Origin of the sequence: Alteromonas abrolhosensis (genome assembly GCF_001953635.1) — a bacterium.
GTDB classification, from domain to species: Bacteria; Pseudomonadota; Gammaproteobacteria; order Enterobacterales; family Alteromonadaceae; genus Alteromonas; species Alteromonas abrolhosensis.
In genome coordinates this window covers 29812-44536 of the sequence record NZ_MEJH01000009.1, presented here as the reverse complement: position 1 = coordinate 44536, position 14725 = coordinate 29812, and the positions used below count along the sequence as shown (strand labels likewise).

Here is a 14725-nt window from a genome sequence, read left to right as displayed (position 1 = left end):
TAAGACTATGGTAAAAATTAACCTTTCAAACCTACGAGGCGATTTTACCGGCGGTTTAACGGCCGGTATTGTAGCCTTACCACTGGCGCTTGCACTTGGCGTAGCGTCAGGCTTAGGGCCAATGGCGGGCCTTTATGGTGCCATCGCGGTTGGCTTCTTTGCTGCACTTTTCGGTGGTACACCTGCTCAGATCTCGGGCCCAACTGGGCCAATGGTTGTTGTGCTTGCAGGCTTGTTCGCAAGTCTGTCAGGCGACGCCAGCCTTATATTCACAGCTGTGATATTGGCCGGTATATTCCAGATTGTTTTTGGCGTCCTTGGCGTTGGTCAATACATTCGCCTGGTGCCTTACCCGGTAATATCGGGCTTTATGTCAGGCATCGGTGCAATAATCATCATTCTTCAAATCGGCCGTTTATTAGGACACGAACCTCCAGGCGGAACAATCGGCGCATTGACATACTTGCCAACAGCGCTTGCCGATATTGATTTTGCAACCTTGGCGTTAGGGCTTGGTACCTTGGTTATTGCCTACAAATGGCCACCGCAACTAGGCAAGTATGTGCCTGGCGCACTGGCTGCACTGATTATCGGAACACTAGTTAGCCTAGCGCTGTCAGTACCGATTCTTGGTGACATTCCTACAGGCTTACCTAGCCTTCACCTTCCAGTATTCGACCAAAGTAAAGCACTGCTAATACTTGAAGCTGCATTTATTCTTGCTGTACTAGGCGCCATCGATAGCCTGCTAACATCACTTGTTGCTGATAACATGACGCGAACTCGTCATGACAGTAACAAAGAGCTAATTGGACAAGGTATTGGTAACACATTTGCCGGCCTTATAGGTGGTATCGCAGGTGCAGGTGCAACAATGCGTACTGTTGTGAATATTCGCAGCGGTGGTAAGTACAATATTTCAGGCATGGTACACGCACTAGTTCTTCTAGCAATTGTGTTAGGTCTTAGCCCGCTTGCGGCGCAAATTCCTCACGCCGTACTTGCAGGTATCTTGGTTAAAGTTGGTTTGGACATCATCGACTGGAGCTACCTGAAGCGTGCTCATAAAGGCCCGCGTTGGGACTTTGGCCTTATGATCATGGTGCTTGCACTTACTGTGTTTGTCGACCTAATCACAGCGGTTGGTGTAGGTGTAGTATTTGCCGCATTAGCGTACGTTAAGCAAATCGCGCAACTGCAAATAGAAGAGCTTAAGAAAATCCCTGAAACGCTGAACGATCCTAAAGAGAATGAGTTGTTAGAATCACTGAAAGGTAAAGTATCAATCTTTAGCTTCGGTGGTCCACTAAGCTTTGGTGCAGCCGCAGATTTAGGTCACCATGTACGTGAACGAGTGAAGCCAGGGTCTAAAGTCACTATTCTAGACTTCTCTAGGGTACCGTTAATGGATGTGTCTGCGGCAATGGCTGTTGATACCGTTACTTCTGACGCGTTAGCAGCCGGGCGGCAGCTAGTTATTTGTGGTGCAAACGCTGAAGTGAATAAGGTGCTTGAGGGCGTTAACGAAGCCCACCCAGGCATACCTAACTTTGACACTTTACATGACGCCTTGCTTTATGCAGAAAAGCAAGTAACCGGAACTGAAAGCAAAAATACCCGTTTTCAAGCCGCAACGCAGTCGTAAAGTAAGATCAAGGTAAGATAACCTTTCCCTTTTGGCCCTCCTTAGCGAGGGCTTTTTTGTATCATCTCACCTTTGAAATCAGCTGCTATAAAGCAGCAATTTCTGAATCTCTGTTTTCACTATTGATTAAGATTTATTAGTGGTCAACGTTGGTCATTTTTTATTAATTGATTGTTCAATTAAACTTAACGCAACTGTAACAATAACTCCCTATGGTAGTGATCAAACATTACACAACTACTACGGGAAACACATGAAAACATATAACAAATTGTCGGTTGCAGTACTTTCAGCGCTGTCCTCTATGGCCGTTCATTCAGTAGCAATAGCAGAAGAAACCACACGTGCAGACGACGAACGAATAGAAGAAATCACTGTAGTTGGGCGAAGCGTTTCATACGCAAACAACGCAACCAGTGACGATATGTTTAAGCAACAGGCTAACCTTAGCAGCGTATTAGCCGCTGTCGATAACCTGCCGGGTGTACTTATCAACGAAGGTGATACCTTTGGGGCTGATGACTGGTCAACGTCTATTGTTATTCGTGGCTTTCAAGTAAACCTAAACGAGCAGCAAATTGGTATGACGGTAGACGGTATTGCCAACGGTAATTCAAACTACGGTGGTGGCGCAAAAGCAAACCGCTATATCGACACCGAAAACGTGAAAGGCGTTGAAGTTTCTCAGGGTACGGCGGATATCGCTTCCCGTTCACACGAAGCCCTGGGCGGCACACTGAATTTCACCACTATTGACCCGTCTGCGGAGCAGGGCTTAATAACCAGTGTGACTGCGGGTTCATTTGATGCGTCAAAATATTATGTGCGTTATGAAACGGGCGAGATCTTTAAAGATACCTACGCGTGGATAAGCCTTTCAAGTCAAGAAAGCTCTGACTTTATGCAGCAAGCAGCAGAGAATACGCGTGATCATTTAGCCATGAAGTTTATCTCTACTGTTAACGATGTGTCTCTTACAGGTTACCTGTCTTACGACGATACCCACGAAGATAACTACCAGCGCATTTATGGGCTGGCACAATATGAACAAAACCCAGACTGGGACCAGTTAACCGACGAGTGGACAGGCGTGCCTTATCAAGATCAGGCATATCGTCGAGGGTGGTCTACTTTGCGAGAGAATCTTTTTGCCTATCTACAGGCAGAATTCACGATTGGCCAAGTCGATTTTATGACCAACGTGTATTATCACGACAACGAAGGCCGCGGGGAGTGGGTTCCACCATACATTGTTGATATCACTGATGACGGCGCAGAAGGTCATTCAGAGCTTGTAGTCGGTAATACCGTATACGGTGGTCAACAGCTTGGACAAATTTACTTTGTAGACAGGCAAGGTAATCAACTAAGTCCAATCGAAGGTTGCCAAAGCTCACTGACTTTCCCTTATGGTGGTGCAGGCCCAGAATATGACCCAGGTTGCCACGAGCAAGGGGCAATTCCAGTGGGCTCTTATCGTCACACTCATTATGATAAAGAGCGCATTGGTATAAACGCTGATGCAATCTGGTATACAAAAATTGGCGATTTCGATAATACGGTACGATTCGGTATTTGGTGGGAAGACTACGAACGTGGTGAGTCTCGTGATTGGCACAAAATTACTAATTCGTCTATCAGTGTAGATTATGACAACGTGCCTTACTGGGTGCAGTACGACAGAACCTTCCCAGTTGATACCTTAATGTATTATGTTGAAGATGAGCTTGATCTAGGCTTTGCCCGAATTCGTGCGGGTGCCAAGAAGTTTAACGTCGATATTGAAAAAACGGACAACTTTGATTCAGCCAATAACTTAGCAGTGAATACTGACTCAGATACATTGTTCTCAGCCGGTATCGTCGCACCTTTACCCATTGAAGGAGTCGAAGTTTTCGCGGGTTACGGTGAAAACTTCGCGGCAATTAAAGATGCGCAGCTAGAACGAAACGACACTGATCTTCGCTTTATAAAGCCTGAAACTGCTGACAACATTGACCTAGGTTTGCGCTACGCATCACCGGGCTTTAATGCCAGCGTAACTTACTACAATATTGAGTTTAACGACCGTATTCAATTTACCAGTAACGAGACGTCAGAGGGTATAGACTTTCTTGAAGAAGCCGCGGGTGGTTACAAGAACGTAGGTGGTATTGAGTCCAGCGGTTTTGAAGTTTCAGCAGACATTATGCTAACCGAAGAATTCTCGTTGTTTACGTCTATTACCTTAAGCGAATCAGAATACGTTGCAACAGTAGGTAGTTCAGGTACGAAATACGATACCCTTGCCGATGCCCAAGCTGCTATTGCAGACGCTGAAAACCCTGAGGTATCGCTGGTAGCGATTGAAGGCAATACCGTTATCGGTACGCCAGACACTATGGCGGTAGTCAGTCTTGACTGGGCGCGCGATAATTATTTTGCTGGCTTGTCTACCAAGTACGTTGATAGTCGTTACTTGGATATTGATAACGCTGCACAAGTTGATGACTATATCGTTAGTGACTTCTATATTGGTGGCTTTATCGAAAACATCGGCCCAGGTGTTGAAGAGCTTGAAGTCCGCTTAACAGTGAACAATGTGTTTGATGAAGACTATGCGTCTACCATCGCACCAGGTGCATTTTGGATTGGCGCACCTCGCGCTGTTGCAGTCAACGCACGCTTAACCTTTTAATCGTGATATCATGCCTGCGGCGGCAACGTGCTGTCGCAGGTTATTTTTTAGATTTAAGGTTTGGAGTTGTAGCATGCCCAAGGTGGGAATGGAGCCAGTTCGCAAGAGACAGTTAATAGAAGCAACGCTAGAAGTGATGGCAGAAGTTGGCTATCACGGAACAACGATTAGCTTAATAAGTAAAAGAGCTGGGCTTTCTTCAGGGATAATCAGTCACTATTTTGGTGACAAGCAAGGGTTAATTGAAGCAACGATGCGCCACCTCCTCGACGCGCTAAAAATTACACAGCGCATTGACGATCCCCTAGAGCGGATTGATTTCATCATTGAAAATAACTTTTCTCAAACGCAAGGCGCAAGCTCAGCAACCAATACCTGGTTTAATTTCTGGGCGTTGTCACTTCACAATGAAGGTTTGCATCGTTTGCAGTGTATTAACCACAAACGTTTAGAACGTAATTTAGCGTTTAGCTACCGCAAGCTACTTCAGCCCGAGCAAGTTAAAAATGCCGCTTCGTCTACTGCAGCATTGATTGATGGCTATTGGTTACGTTACTCCATGGGCAGCGTAGGAAACGGTGACTTTTCAGAGGCTGTAGCCCGCTGTAAACAGTACGTTCGTGATTTAGTTGCTCAATACGGAAGATAGACAGGTATAAGGCAGATAAAAAGTAACCGCAAGATAAATAAGCGCTTGCTGCTTTAGAAAAACCACCGAATGAATGCTGACTAATAAAATAAAAAGGGCGGTTCGAGATAAATCGAACCGCCCTTTTTAATTATCTACACTCTTTAAATGGACTGCATGGTTAGCGTAATTGTCGCCAGATACAAATCGCTATCCGGCGCGAAAAGCTAACATGTGCTCACTAAGTGGTTAACTCAACAAGTTACCAAATTCTTACGCGCTCTTCAGGCGCAAGATAAAGTGCATCACCTGGTTTCACGTCAAACGCTTCATACCATGCATCATGGTTTCTTGGCGCTTGTGCACGATAACGACCTGGCGCGTGTGTACCTGCGCGAAGTTGATTCAGCATGCTTTCTTCAGTGCGTTTTTCTTTCCACACTTGTGCCCATGCAAGGAAGAAACGCTGATCGCCTGTTAGGCCGTCAATTACCGGCGCTTCTTTGCCGTTAAGGCTAAGTTTGTAGGCGTGGTAAGCCATAGCTAGACCGCCAACGTCACCAATATTTTCACCCAAGCTGTTGCGACCATTTACGAAGTTGCCTTCGATAGGCTCGTACTGGCTGTATTGCTCGGCTAGCATATCTGCTTTTTCTTCAAACGCTGCGCGGTCGGCATCGGTCCACCAGTTACGCTGAATACCGTTTGCATCTGACTTCGAGCCTTGGTCGTCAAACCCGTGTCCCATCTCGTGTCCAATAACCGCACCGATTGCACCGTAGTTCACGGCTGCGTCGGCATTTGGATCAAAGAATGGCGGTTGTAAAATAGCCGCTGGGAATACAATTTCATTAAACGAGCTATTGTAGTAGGCGTTAACGCGCTGCGGTGTCATACCCCAGCGGTTGCGATCCGTTTTCTCTAGCTCGCGCTCTACTGACTGGTCTTGGAAGAATGTACGTAGGTTACGAACATTGCCCACTAAGTCCTTGTCGCTAATTGTTACGCCATCAAAAGACTGCCATTCGTCTGGGTAGCCAATTTTAGGGTTAAATGCCATAAGCTTTTCTTTGGCATTTACCTTGGTTTCTTCGCTCATCCAGTCTAGGTTCTCAATACGCTCACCTAGTGCTGTACGCAAGTTCTCAACCAGCTCTGCCATCTGCTCTTTTGAGCTTTCTGGGAAGTATTCGTTCACGTAAATCTTACCGATAGCAAAACCAAGTGATTCAGTACCAGACATTTGGCTCACTGCACGCTTCCAACGAGGACGAGGCTCTTGCTGACCGCTTAGTGTGCGACCAAAGAAGTCAAAGTTGGCTAGGTAGATATCTTCAGAAAGGAAGTCCGCATTATTTGAAATAGTGTGATACTTCAAGTACGACTTCCAATCAGCTAGATCAGCTTCGTTAATAATCTTAATAACGTCTTTTACTGGCTCAGGCTGTGTAATATTCAGCTCAGGTACCTTATAACCAGTTTGAGCAAAGTACGTGTCCCAATCAAAGCCAGGGTATTCGTCAGACAGTTTGCTACGCTCAATTTGATTAAGTGTAAGGTCGCGGTCACGGCGTTTTTCGCGAGGCCACTGAATTTCTGCAATTTGTGTTTCAAGAGCAAGAATGTTTGCTGCTTTTTCGGCTGCGTTTTCTTCGCCTGCAAAATTAAGCATTTGCTCGATGTGTGCTACGTAAGCTTCACGAATCTTAACAAAACGTTCGCTATCACTTAGGTAGTAATCGCGATCAGGAAGACCTAAGCCACCTACGCCAACACTTAACTGGTATTCGTTCGGGTCAAGACGGTTGTACCACATGCCACCGTAAATTGGTGTGCTTGAACCTACCAACCAGCTATTACCAAACGCTTTGGTTAGGTCAGTTCTATTCTCAATGCTATCAATAGAGGTTAGTACGTCTTTAATCGGCTCAATACCTTTTTCGTTGATGGTATCGGTATCCATGTAAGCAACGAAAAAGTCGTGAACAAGCTTCTCTTCTGCATTCAGCGAAGACTTTTCCATTAGACCGTCAATGATGTTCTTAACTTGCTCTTCACTGCGCTCGGCAAGACCAGTAAATGCGCCGTAGCGAGTTTTATCAGCGGGTAACTCGTAGTTGTCGTACCATGTACCGCTAGCGTACATAAAGAAGTCGTCACCAGGTTTTACCGCTTCGTTGCGAGCGGTTAAATCTACGCCAAAAGATCCTAGCTCAGCTTCGCCCTTCATCTCTGGCGCTTCAACACTGCTCGTTTGGTCTTTTGTTTGTTCAGGTTGGCCACAACCTGCAAGGCCTAAAGATGCCGCAATCGCTACGGCAAGAAGTTTATATTTCATCATTTTTCTCGTTGTGATTATAAGTGTCGTCGTTAGGTGCAGTGACACTCGTTGTTTTTAAAGTAGGCACAAATTCCTTGTTAAACGGTAAAGCATTCCGTGCCTGATTAAAATAGCTTGTGATGTGCGGCGTTTCTCGCTGTAAAAAGTCTGCTACAGCTGTGTGAAACGACCCGTGTTGTAATTTGTGATGTGAACGGCAATAAATGGGCTCGAAGCCGCGAAGTATTTTATGTTCACCCTGGGTGCCGGGGTTAAATAGCGGCAGCTTTTTCGCAATGGCAAATTCAATGCCTTCAAAATAACAGCAGGCAAAATGTAGCCCGTCTATTTCTTTCAGCGCTCCCCAGTATCTGCCATACAGTCCTGTATCATCGTAGAAAAAGAGGGCGCTGGCTACCGCTACCTCATTCTCTATTGCCGTCACTATAAGCATGTTGTCGCTCATGCTCTCGACAAGCTGCTCAAAGAAGGCATCATTTAAATATCCCACGTGACCGCTTCGTTTTAAATAGGTTGCTTTGTAACACTTTGTGAAAAACTGCAATGTCTCTGGGCTAATCTCACTGCCGGTATGATGGGTGAAGCGGACGCCTTGCTCGTTTAGTTTGCGTCGACTTTTCTTGATATCTTTCCTTTTGCGGGAGGTAAGCGCATTTAGAAAATCATTGAAATCATTATAGCCGTAGTTATGCCACTGAAACTGTACCGCGTATCGGGTCAGGTAGCGGTTTAGCGTGTCGGATTGATCTCGAAGTCGTTCAATGGATAAGTCATCGGATAAATCATTTGCCTTGTGGGTACCGCTACTGGTGATTTGAGCCGATGTGCTTTCATTTGGGAATAACCAGTGAAAAGAAGATAAGGTTTCACCAAATACGGATTCTACGTACGTTGCCACCGTATCTTCCAGTTCGTGTAAAAGAGCCGGAGTAAGCACAATGTGCCCATCACAAAGCAGCCTTGGACCAGTTACAGGCGTGAAGGGGATGGCCGATATCCATTTAGGATAATAATCGAGACCGTGCTGTGCATAAGCATTAGCCCAAGCGTGGTCAAAAACGTATTCACCGTAGCTGTGAGTTTTCAGGTAGCCAGGAATAACAAGATTTGCAGCCTCATGCTGACCTTTCGCTATAGCGATATGACAAGGTTGCCATCCAGATTCATTGCAACACGAACCGCTGCGTTCTAGCGCATGCAAAAATTCATAAGAAAGGAAAGGGCCCGCTTCCTTTGCGAGATTTTGCCAGCGCTCTTTAGAGAACTGTTCAATCGAATCTATTATTGTTATGCGATAGTCAGATGCTGTCATGCAATTTACATCATGTAGAGGTTAAGTGCGTAAAACGTTAGATAGTCGCAATGTACGAGTATTTAACGCTAAAATAACGCGGTTTCTACGTTTAATACAGAAGAGTAAGCTTACAAAAATGTCAGAGTTCGACCGAAAAATCATTACCGACGCGATTACTCGCATGCTGGCACGACGAGAGCATAGCTTTAACGAGATCATGGGAAAGTTACAGCAGAAGGGAATAGCGAGTGATGCTTTCATGCCTATTCTGGAGGAATTCAGAGATGCTGATATTCAAAGCGATGCGCGATTTGCCGAAAGCCGAGCTCGCGCTCTGTACTTGAAAGGGAAGGGGCCTCGCGCGATAAAATTAGACTTACAGCAATCCGGTGTAGATGAGAGTACCGCAGAATACGCAATGAAAGAGATTGACGCTGACTGGTTTGAAAGCGCTAAGAAAGTAAAAGAGAAAAAGTTTGGTGAATTCTATGAAACCGAATTCGCGTTGAGGCAAAAGCAGAAACAGTTTCTTCAGTATCGCGGTTTTTATCAGGAACACATTGAATATGCGGTAAGCGCAAACGAATCTAGCTAAAACGGCTCTGGCACGAATGGCTGGGTTATCGCCCATGTTGCCTTGTAAATATGGGCTCTCGGCGATTCGTTTTGTGAATACTGGCTATTTTCGTCGATTTAAAGTGAAATTTGAGCCTATCTTACCCCCGTTACACTTAACAAAATTGCGCTATCCATGGTATCGTTGCGCAAATTTGTGTGCATTTTAATTATCCAGAGAAATATAGCGGAGATTGGCGTGTTGTGTATTAGCGAAACGCCCCGATTATAAGGCTCATTAGAACAGGCAAATCGCACGTTTCAAAAATAGAATAAAGGAAGTTAGGTTTTCAATGACATTATCAACTGCTGACTTACGTAACAAGTTTATCGATTATTTTAAAAGCCATGGCCACCAAGCGGTGGCGAGCTCGTCACTGGTACCGGCAGATGATCCCACACTTCTTTTTACCAACGCGGGCATGAACCAGTTTAAAGACTGCTTCTTAGGTGCGGAAAAGCGCAGTTATACCCGTGCGGTATCATCGCAGCGCTGCGTTCGCGCAGGTGGTAAGCATAATGACCTTGAGAATGTAGGTTATACCGCTCGTCACCATACCTTTTTTGAAATGCTGGGTAACTTCAGCTTTGGCGATTATTTCAAAAAAGAAGCGATAGAGTTTGCGTGGAATTTCCTTACCAAAGAAATTGGTTTGCCAAAAGAAAAGCTCTTAGTCACCGTTTATTCAGAAGATGACGAAGCGTTCGACATCTGGGAAAACCACATTGGCGTGCCAAAAGAAAAGATTATTCGCATTAGCACGTCAGATAACTTCTGGTCTATGGGCGATACCGGTCCATGTGGCCCTTGTTCTGAAATCTTTTACGATCACGGTGCTCACATTTGGGGTGGTCCTCCGGGAACACCGGAAGAAGATGGCGACCGTTTTATCGAAATTTGGAACCTGGTATTCATGCAGTTTAATAAACAAGCTGACGGTACTATGGAGCCACTACCAAAGCCTTCTATCGATACCGGTATGGGTCTTGAGCGTATTTCCGCTATTTTGCAAAACGTGCACAGCAACTACGAAATCGACCTTTTCCAAAACTTGATCAAATCGGCAGCATCAATTGTTGGTAGCGAAGATTTAGAGAACAAGTCACTTCGGGTTATTGCCGATCACATTCGCTCGTGCAGCTTCTTAATTTGCGATGGTGTTATGCCATCGAATGAAGGGCGCGGATACGTATTACGCCGCATTATCCGTCGAGCTGTTCGCCACGGCTATCAGCTTGGCGCAAACGATATCTTCTTCTACAAGCTTGTGGCATCACTTGCAAAAGAAATGGGTGAAGCATACCCAGAACTTGTAGACCAGCTACCGGTAATTGAAAAAGTACTGCGTGTTGAAGAAGAGCAGTTTAGCAAAACACTAGCCCGTGGTATGGCTATTCTAAACGATACGTTAGAAACCTTAGAAGGCGACACAGTGCCGGGTGACGTAGTGTTCAAGCTTTACGACACCTATGGTTTCCCTACTGACTTAACCAATGATGTAGCACGTGAGCACGACCTTAAGATTGACGAAGAAGGTTTTGAAGCCGCTATGCAAGCACAGCGTGCCCGTGCACAGCAGGCTAGCAACTTTGGTGCAGACTACAATAGTAAACTCGCCATTGACCACACAACCTCATTTACCGGGTACACCGATGTAGAAGGCCAGGCGAATGTGGTTGAACTTATCGCCGACAATGCGTTTGTTGAGAAGCTTGAAGACGGTCAAGAAGGCGTTGTGGTATTAGACAGCACACCGTTCTACGCTGAAAGCGGTGGTCAGGCTGGAGATAAAGGTGTGCTTCGCGTGGCAAACGGTGAATTCATTGTTACCGACACCCAAAAAATGGGTAATGCGTTTGCACACAAAGGTATTGCTAAAGGTTCGGTATCTAAAGGTGATACGGCAACCGCAGCGATTGATGCAGCAAATCGTGAAGCCATTAAAAAGAACCACAGCGCAACGCATTTACTTCATGCAGCACTGCGTGAAATTTTAGGTGAGCACGTAACTCAGAAAGGTTCATTGGTTGAAGCGCCGCGCATGCGTTTTGACTTCTCGCATTTTGAGGCGGTAACGGCTGAGCAGCTTGCTGAGATTGAAAGACGAGTTAACCAAGAAATTCGTGCAAATCACACGTTAGCAACTGAACTCATGGATTTAGATGAAGCCAAAGCATCAGGCGCTATGGCGCTGTTTGGCGAAAAGTACGACGAAAAAGTTCGTGTGGTAACCATGGGGCCATTCTCTGTTGAGTTATGTGGTGGTACTCATGTTACGCGTACTGGTGACATAGGTTTGTTCAAAATTACCAGTGAAGCGGGTATTGCATCGGGCGTTCGACGTATTGAAGCGGTTACTGGAGAACACGCACTTGAAGTTGTGCAAACACAGCAAGCAACACTGTCTTCATTGTCTGCATTATTAAAAACAGACAGCCAAAATGTACTCGATCGCGTAGTTTCTCTACAAAATCAGACTAAAGAACTAGAAAAAGCGCTCAATTCTGCGAAACAAAAACTGGCGAGTCAGCAAGGTGCTGATATGCTTAGTAATGCATTAGAGATAAATGGCGTTAAAGTTCTTATTGCTAATTTGGAAGGTGTTGAAGCGAAGTCATTGCGTTCAATGATGGACGACATTAAAAACCGAATTGGTGAAGGGATCGTAGTATTAGGTGTGGCTAATGACGCGAAAGTGAATCTAATTGCTGGCGTTACTAAAAACCTCACAAGTAAAGTTAAAGCGGGCGAGCTTGTTAACTTTGTCGCATCTCAAGTAGGTGGCAAAGGGGGCGGTCGTCCAGATATGGCACAGGCCGGCGGTGATCAGCCTGAAAACTTAGGCCAAGCGTTAGATTCGGTTAACGCTTGGTTACAAGATAAGCTATAATTATTTTTGTGTATAACAGTGAGTTTTTGAAGTGACGCAGAAACATGGAATCACTGTCGCTTCCATCGGGTCGTGCCGATGGGTTAGCAAATCTTAATGGATGATGTTCAGTATTAAGGAACAGGAGCAAGCGAATGCTTATTTTGACTCGTCGAGTTGGTGAAACGCTTATGGTTGGTGACGATGTAACCGTTACCGTACTAGGTGTAAAAGGGAATCAGGTACGTATCGGTGTGAATGCACCAAAAGAAGTTTCTGTGCACCGTGAAGAGATATACATGCGCATTCAAGCAGAGAAAGGCGGTCAGCCAGGCTCTGCAGAATAATTGCATTATACGCTTCATTGGAAAAGGTCAGCTTATGCTGGCCTTTTTTGTTTTAGGTGAGTAAATCTCTATCGGACTTTATTCTTATACCCATTGAATAAGCCTTTTGTGTCTTTTCTATTTCGTCAAATATGACGCTGTACTTACCGATGGCTTCCGGTAATGAGCAAGTTAATTTATTGGAGCGTGCACAGCCTTTTTAATGCTCTATGCCTTTTAGATTGACGATCTTAAAATCGAAACATTTACCACTTTATTTAAGGTTTTGAAGCGTTTTTGTATAACGTAAGTAATCAATACGAAGCAGCGCACTTGGTTATATACAAATAATTTTAAAACTTTTTGATATTATTTTTGGAAAATTGACTAAATTATTAAAGAGGGTCAGTTAAAACTGCAAAGCAGCTGCATATATTTAAATGCGAATTAACGAATAGCGTTAAATAAAATTCGGTTTAATTGCTTGTATTGCGAACAAATTACTGGTTTTTTGCTCGAATCGTTTAAAATGGCAGCGAGTGAACAATTTCTTTATAAAAAAGGTTTGACTCAGGCCAATGAATCCGTAAAATGCACCCCGCAGTCAAGGAGAGGTGGGTGAGTGGCTGAAACCAGTTCCCTGCTAAGGAACCATACGCATATACGCGTATCGAGGGTTCGAATCCCTCCCTCTCCGCCATTATTCGTTGGCAGTGACGGCCAACAACAAGTTTTGCGCGTGTGTAGCTCAGCTGGATAGAGTACCTGGCTACGAACCAGGCGGTCGGAGGTTCGAATCCTTCCACACGCGCCACTTATTTTAAAGCGTCACCTTTTGAGGTAATATTCAAAAGTACACAAGTTTACGCGTGTGTAGCTCAGCTGGATAGAGTACCTGGCTACGAACCAGGCGGTCGGAGGTTCGAATCCTTCCACACGCGCCATATTGAAAAGCCCACCTTTTTAGGTGGGCTTTTTCATTTCTACTTTTCTTTACTCCACTTTCGTCTAAGCGCGCTGTTTGAATTTTGAGCTAAGCTTAATGTGTCTAACAGCAGTAAAGCGCGAGGTACGCTATGGCACATCCAACCACCACTTTCCGATTTTTAGCAGAGCCCACTGATGTGAACTTTGGTGGCAATGTACACGGGGGAATTGTAATGAAATGGATTGACCAAGCCGCTTATGCTTGTGCCGCACAGTGGTCGAAATGTTATTGCGTTACAGTTTCAGCGAACGGCATTCGCTTTATAAAGCCAATAAAGGTAGGTCAACTCGTAGAAATAACCGCATCCTTGGTACACACTGGTGCTTCAAGTATGCATATCTATGTTGTGGTTAAATCGGGCGACGCTACGGAAAATACTACGTCGGTCGCAAATCGCTGTTTTATAACTTTTATGGCGGTGGACTGCGAGGGTAACCCAGTCAATGTGCCTGCTTACGTTCCCGAGGATGAACGGCATATGCAGCTGGATTTATACCAATCCGCATAGATAATTACCCACTCAGAAGGCGCTGGCAAGTTTCCTAGCGAAGCGTGGGAACGCAGGAATGGCTGTTCCCTTTCAAATTCCCAGAATGAAGCTAGGAAGCTTGCCAGACCTTCCCGAAGGGCGAGTTTAAAATGTCCGTACTCTTTGTTGTGTCACCTTGATGTAGAACCACTATACCTACGGTAACACGCCGCGATTACGAACATTTTAACTCTCGCTGAGTGGGTGATTATCTATGCGGATTGGTATTGTTGGCGATGCACGCCAAAGACTTCGCTAAACAGTTAGACAGTGACTTTACTGAGAATATAGGTTTTCATTAAAGCGTCTGCATAAATGAACATTACAGTGTGCAGTGAAAATAGAAACTCAAACACAAGTGTTAATGATGCGCTTTGTTGCAAATTTATTAAAAAATAATGCATTAAGTTTCATTTTTAGTGGGTTTTATTCAATTTTTAGTGGTTTTTTATGCTGCTTTGTTGTGTTTTGAAAAACCACGTGATACTTATTCAGGTACAAAATAACAACAGGTTTGAATATGAACTCGGGATCGGTCGCTAGTCTGCTCTTTGAAGCAGGCTCTCTAATGCTCATAGGAATGGTTTTTGTTTTTTCATTCTTAGGGCTGCTCATTGTGGGTATTCATCTCATTGCACGGTTTTGTGAAGCCTTTCCCGGAGAAGAGCAAGAGCCTTTAGCCAATGTGAATCGACCCTCAGTTAACGTGGATCTAAATAATCAAGCGGTACAACCTGGAATTGACGGAAACGTTATCGCCGCTATTTCCGCTGCTATTCATACACATCGCCAAAATTCTAAAAAATAAAGTC

10 protein-coding genes and 3 tRNA genes are annotated in these 14725 nt (G+C 44.9%); 11 read left to right on the top strand and 2 right to left on the bottom strand.

Features of this window, described 5'->3' with window-relative positions; all coding sequences use genetic code 11:
* Positions 1-7 precede the first annotated feature (7 nt).
* The 3 genes from BGK61_RS13770 to betI all read left to right on the top strand — a co-directional run bounded on the left by BGK61_RS13770 (position 8) and on the right by betI (position 4971).
* Entirely contained in the window at positions 8-1645 is a 1638-nt protein-coding gene (locus BGK61_RS13770) for a SulP family inorganic anion transporter (protein ID WP_076026095.1), read from the top strand.
* Between the two features lie 253 nt (positions 1646-1898).
* Entirely contained in the window at positions 1899-4322 is a 2424-nt protein-coding gene (locus BGK61_RS13765; protein ID WP_076012890.1) for a TonB-dependent receptor domain-containing protein, read from the top strand.
* Positions 4323-4395: 73 nt separating this feature from the next.
* The gene (gene betI, locus BGK61_RS13760; RefSeq protein WP_076012888.1) at positions 4396-4971 is read left to right on the top strand and encodes a transcriptional regulator BetI; all 576 of its coding nucleotides are present in this window, start codon (positions 4396-4398) and stop codon (positions 4969-4971) included.
* A gap of 241 nt (positions 4972-5212) precedes the next feature.
* Here betI and BGK61_RS13755 read toward each other — a convergent pair whose 3' ends face one another.
* Positions 5213-7288 (bottom strand): M13 family metallopeptidase, encoded by a 2076-nt coding sequence (locus tag BGK61_RS13755; RefSeq protein WP_076026094.1) that lies wholly within the window; start codon positions 7286-7288, stop codon positions 5213-5215.
* The gene (locus BGK61_RS13750; protein ID WP_076012081.1) at positions 7278-8603 is read right to left on the bottom strand and encodes a GNAT family N-acetyltransferase; all 1326 of its coding nucleotides are present in this window, start codon (positions 8601-8603) and stop codon (positions 7278-7280) included. The genes BGK61_RS13755 and BGK61_RS13750 overlap by 11 nt, the downstream gene beginning before the upstream one ends.
* Before the next feature lie 118 nt (positions 8604-8721).
* Between BGK61_RS13750 and BGK61_RS13745 the strand changes: the two genes are divergently transcribed.
* From BGK61_RS13745 to BGK61_RS13710, 8 genes are all read left to right on the top strand, one after another.
* Positions 8722-9180 (top strand): regulatory protein RecX, encoded by a 459-nt coding sequence (locus tag BGK61_RS13745; RefSeq protein WP_076012082.1) that lies wholly within the window; start codon positions 8722-8724, stop codon positions 9178-9180.
* A 313-nt stretch (positions 9181-9493) separates the two neighbouring features.
* A complete protein-coding gene (gene alaS, locus BGK61_RS13740) occupies positions 9494-12091 on the top strand; it encodes an alanine--tRNA ligase (RefSeq protein WP_076012083.1) in 2598 nt (865 codons plus the stop codon).
* A gap of 134 nt (positions 12092-12225) precedes the next feature.
* Entirely contained in the window at positions 12226-12417 is a 192-nt protein-coding gene (csrA, locus tag BGK61_RS13735; protein WP_012517705.1) for a carbon storage regulator CsrA, read from the top strand.
* 587 nt (positions 12418-13004) lie between these two features.
* A tRNA-Ser gene (locus tag BGK61_RS13730) sits at positions 13005-13096 on the top strand.
* Between the two features lie 37 nt (positions 13097-13133).
* Positions 13134-13210, top strand: a tRNA-Arg gene (locus BGK61_RS13725).
* Positions 13211-13263: 53 nt separating this feature from the next.
* Positions 13264-13340: transfer RNA gene (locus BGK61_RS13720), tRNA-Arg, on the top strand.
* 132 nt (positions 13341-13472) lie between these two features.
* Positions 13473-13892, top strand: coding sequence for an acyl-CoA thioesterase (locus tag BGK61_RS13715; protein WP_076012084.1), 420 nt, complete (start codon positions 13473-13475; stop codon positions 13890-13892).
* Positions 13893-14433: 541 nt separating this feature from the next.
* Positions 14434-14721: an OadG family protein gene (locus BGK61_RS13710; protein WP_076012085.1), complete on the top strand. Its 288-nt coding sequence runs from the start codon at positions 14434-14436 to the stop codon at positions 14719-14721.
* Positions 14722-14725 lie beyond the last annotated feature (4 nt).

Excerpts from the sequence above, each read along its gene's own strand:
- betI (WP_076012888.1), top strand. The coding sequence starts at position 4,396 with ATGCCCAAGGTGGGAATGGAGCCAGTTCGCAAGAGACAGTTAATAGAA.
- BGK61_RS13745 (WP_076012082.1), top strand. The coding sequence starts at position 8,722 with ATGTCAGAGTTCGACCGAAAAATCATTACCGACGCGATTACTCGCATG.
- BGK61_RS13770 (WP_076026095.1), top strand. The coding sequence starts at position 8 with ATGGTAAAAATTAACCTTTCAAACCTACGAGGCGATTTTACCGGCGGT.
- BGK61_RS13715 (WP_076012084.1), top strand. The coding sequence starts at position 13,473 with ATGGCACATCCAACCACCACTTTCCGATTTTTAGCAGAGCCCACTGAT.
- BGK61_RS13750 (WP_076012081.1), bottom strand. The coding sequence starts at position 8,603 with ATGACAGCATCTGACTATCGCATAACAATAATAGATTCGATTGAACAG.
- BGK61_RS13710 (WP_076012085.1), top strand. The coding sequence starts at position 14,434 with ATGAACTCGGGATCGGTCGCTAGTCTGCTCTTTGAAGCAGGCTCTCTA.
- BGK61_RS13765 (WP_076012890.1), top strand. The coding sequence starts at position 1,899 with ATGAAAACATATAACAAATTGTCGGTTGCAGTACTTTCAGCGCTGTCC.
- csrA (WP_012517705.1), top strand. The coding sequence starts at position 12,226 with ATGCTTATTTTGACTCGTCGAGTTGGTGAAACGCTTATGGTTGGTGAC.
- alaS (WP_076012083.1), top strand. The coding sequence starts at position 9,494 with ATGACATTATCAACTGCTGACTTACGTAACAAGTTTATCGATTATTTT.
- BGK61_RS13755 (WP_076026094.1), bottom strand. The coding sequence starts at position 7,288 with ATGAAATATAAACTTCTTGCCGTAGCGATTGCGGCATCTTTAGGCCTT.